Here is a 3,163-nt window from a genome sequence, read left to right as displayed (position 1 = left end):
ATGTATATTTAAATTTACAGTTATCGAGGAGGATATATGGTGAACTTTGAAGAATTAGCAATTGCTAGACGTTCTGCAATGAAATTTATACAAGGTATAGAAATCCCTGATGAGGATTTTAAAAAGATATTTGAGTTAACTAAGCTTTCTCCATCTTGCTATAATTTGCAGCACACACATTATGTTGTAATTCGTGATCAAGAGCGAAAAGAAAGATTAAAAGAATTAGCTTTCGGTCAATATAAAGTATCGAGTGCATCAGCGGTAGTGCTCGTTTGTGGTGATAAAAAAGCATACCAAAATGTTGAAAATATTTACTTCGGTATGAAAGTTTTAAAAATGATTGATGAATGTGAATATGAAGATACAATTAGGCAAACGAAAGGTTTATATGAAGGAAAAGGAGAGCGTTTCATGGAGGATGAAGCGATTAGAAATGCTTCGTTAAGCGCGATGACTTTTATGTACGCAGCTAAATATTATGGCTATGATACATGTCCAATGATTGGTTTCGATGAAAAAGCAGTACAAAGTGAATTAAATATGCCGGAGCATATAGTACCTGTTTTAATGATTACGATAGGAAAAAGTGATACGACTAAAACTCGCCCACGAGGATATCGAAAGCCGATTAGTGAGTTTGTTACATACGAATCGTTTTAATAAAGTGAAACTTTTAATCAGTGGGGGGCTTACTGCCCGTTAATGCGGGAGAAAATTTATTTAACTATAAAAACAAGGGGATTCTAAATGGAATCTTCTTGTTTTTGCAATTGACAAATGGAATGAAGTTTTATAATATATAAATCGTAATCATTACGTTTTAGTTGCGATTTTTGAAAGAAAGGAGAATTAAATATGCGTGTAAATATTACATTAGCTTGTACGGAGAGCGGTGATCGTAATTACATTTCTAAAAAAAATAAACGAAACAATCCAGAACGCATCGAATTAAAAAAATATTGTCCACGATTAAAGCGAGTAACGTTACATCGTGAAACGAAGTAGAAGACTAGAGATATCTCTAGTCTTTTTTTATAGTTCTTTGGTTTTGTTTGTTATAATTACCTTAAATTGTAATAAAGGGAGCGGTATGATGAATCAAAAAGATAAAGAAAGAAAAGAGCAAGTGGCTCATATTATTGATATTCCAGGTGATTATAGGCTTGTTGTAGATGATCAAGAAGGGGTTGATGACCCGTATCATTTATTGTGGTGGGCACATAAAGATGATGAGGAGAAACAGATACAAATTACATTAAATAGACATACTGGTAATTTAATTGAATTTAGGATAGATGATGAAAATTCTTTTTCAAGTGGCAAGGAAGCGATAGAGGAGAAGAAGGCAAGAGAGATTGCAAATGCGTTCTTGAAAAAATATACAAAAGAAGGATATGAATTCTATACATATGTAACGGTTAAGGACGACAGGCGCGGTTGGAAAGAAGTAAATTATATGCAAGAAGTGAATAGCTATCCATTGCCGAATACAGGGTGCGTTGTGCGAGTGCACCCTTCAGGTAATGTTGTGCATTTTCATTACAATGGACAAAAAGCTATAGAGAAAAAACCGTTATGGCCAAGTGAAATTGTTGAGGAGAATATCGTTTTAGAAAATTTGAAAGCTAGACAAGATATGAGACTTGTATTTGTAGATTTAACATACTCTTCATGTGAGTATAAAAGCGGGGAAGAAGTAAAAGGGTACCAGCTTGTATATGAACCAGAGCCTAGTCATGCGTTTATTGATGCAAGTACAGGTAAAGATTTATTTGGACTAGATCATTATAAATTACCTTCGGCTGTAGCTGTTGAAAAATCGAAAAAAGGTAACGAACGAGGTGACGTATTCGAATTATTTGACTGGAATAAAGAAGGTTTTACAAAAGTAGATGAGACAGAAAATGATGATGAAATAAGGATGAAATTTGTTCCGAAAGAGGAATTACAAAAACAGAAAGAAGAAAAGGATCCATATTTAATGAATGAATTCTTTAAAAAGCATTTACCGATGTTGAAATATAATAATTTAGTTAGCGTTAAAATTGATAAATTAACCAATGAATTAACTGGTTTTATAAAACTGACAGATGATAAAGAAGTAAAGCAAATACTGTCTAGAGAGGAATGTTTACAAAAAGCACTTCAATTTTTAGAACGAGTTATTCCAGATATCACACAATATCTGCGTCTTTGGGAGGAACGTGAAGAAGCAGAAGATGGGATTGAAAGATTTATCTTTTCTGTATATATAAATGATATTCCGGCAGAGTATAACCAATTTATGATTAACATCAATGCAGAAAATGGTGCTGTTATGCACTACTCGGGGGAGTCTAGCAACTTTATAAAAGAATTGCTCACATATGAAATAACACCAAAAGTAACTAAAGAAAAAGCGTTAGAAATATACAGAGAGGCTATCCGAGTTAAATTAGAATGGTTTTTAGATCATGATGCAGAGGAAACGAAATACAAACTACTTTACAAACAAACGACAGATGAAAAACATAAAGAACCTTTTAATTGTAGGCGGGAAATTCGTTATATTGATGCCCAAGCGGGGAGAAAGATTTGGAGTAAGTAAAATAAAAAGAGTTATTTTTCAAAGAAAATAACTCTTTTTATTTTTATACTTTGCCTGTTCGTTTTTCAAAAGTAAATGTGATAGGAAGATTGGAATGAGAACTATCACTTTTAAATATTACTTTCCATTCTTTAGTATGGGCTTTAATTTCAAAATTAAGAAGATTCATCGCTCTACGTTTATCTATTTCTAAAAACATATTATGAATTTCTGGTTCTTGCTGTAAATTAAGAGCCTTTAGTGTGACTGTAAATGTGAAAAAATTCTGCCCTTCATATACTATTTTTGATATTTTTGTTTTTTGTTTATTTAACAGCACATAAAAACGGTCTGATGGAGTTAATTGTACAGAGTCATCAGTAATTTCATTTTCGCTATTATGAAGTTCAACTAAGTAAGATGTACTATGGGAAGAATCTTTTTTGCTTGTAATCTGTAATTCAGTAGGAATCATCGGTATTTCATAAAAATCATTTCTTATTATGTTGTTGTAATCCTCTGAAAATTTACGAACTTCTTTTGGAAAAGAGTCTTCTTGTGTACTTAAAAAAGTTTTGTTTTGCTTTGGAATTT

Annotated in this window: 3 protein-coding genes and 1 pseudogene; 3 read left to right on the top strand and 1 reads right to left on the bottom strand. The window is 32.2% G+C overall.

The genetic code is table 11. The annotated features are described in order from the left end of the window. The first annotated feature begins 36 nt into the window (after nucleotides 1-36). From ACQGS6_RS25460 to ACQGS6_RS25450, 3 genes are all read left to right on the top strand, one after another. Nucleotides 37-663 (top strand): nitroreductase family protein, encoded by a 627-nt coding sequence (locus ACQGS6_RS25460; protein WP_000245978.1) that lies wholly within the window; start codon nucleotides 37-39, stop codon nucleotides 661-663. A 195-nt stretch (nucleotides 664-858) separates the two neighbouring features. Continuing rightward, nucleotides 859-1,008 (top strand): 50S ribosomal protein L33, encoded by a 150-nt coding sequence (rpmG, locus tag ACQGS6_RS25455; protein WP_001265621.1) that lies wholly within the window; start codon nucleotides 859-861, stop codon nucleotides 1,006-1,008. 88 nt (nucleotides 1,009-1,096) lie between these two features. After that, nucleotides 1,097-2,590 carry a YcdB/YcdC domain-containing protein gene (locus ACQGS6_RS25450; RefSeq protein WP_074626539.1) on the top strand — a complete coding sequence of 498 codons (1,494 nt, stop codon included), beginning with the start codon at nucleotides 1,097-1,099 and terminating at the stop codon, nucleotides 2,588-2,590. Between the two features lie 43 nt (nucleotides 2,591-2,633). On the opposite strand, the pseudogene ACQGS6_RS25445 reads toward ACQGS6_RS25450, so the two are convergent. After that, nucleotides 2,634-3,163, bottom strand: a pseudogene (locus tag ACQGS6_RS25445) (hypothetical protein); the annotation flags it as partial.

It is taken from the genome of Bacillus sp. GMs2/2, assembly GCF_050172095.1.
GTDB lineage: Bacteria > Bacillota > Bacilli > Bacillales > Bacillaceae_G > Bacillus_A > Bacillus_A cereus.
Note: the sequence above shows the minus strand (reverse complement) of the source record. Positions and strands in the feature narration are given on the sequence as shown.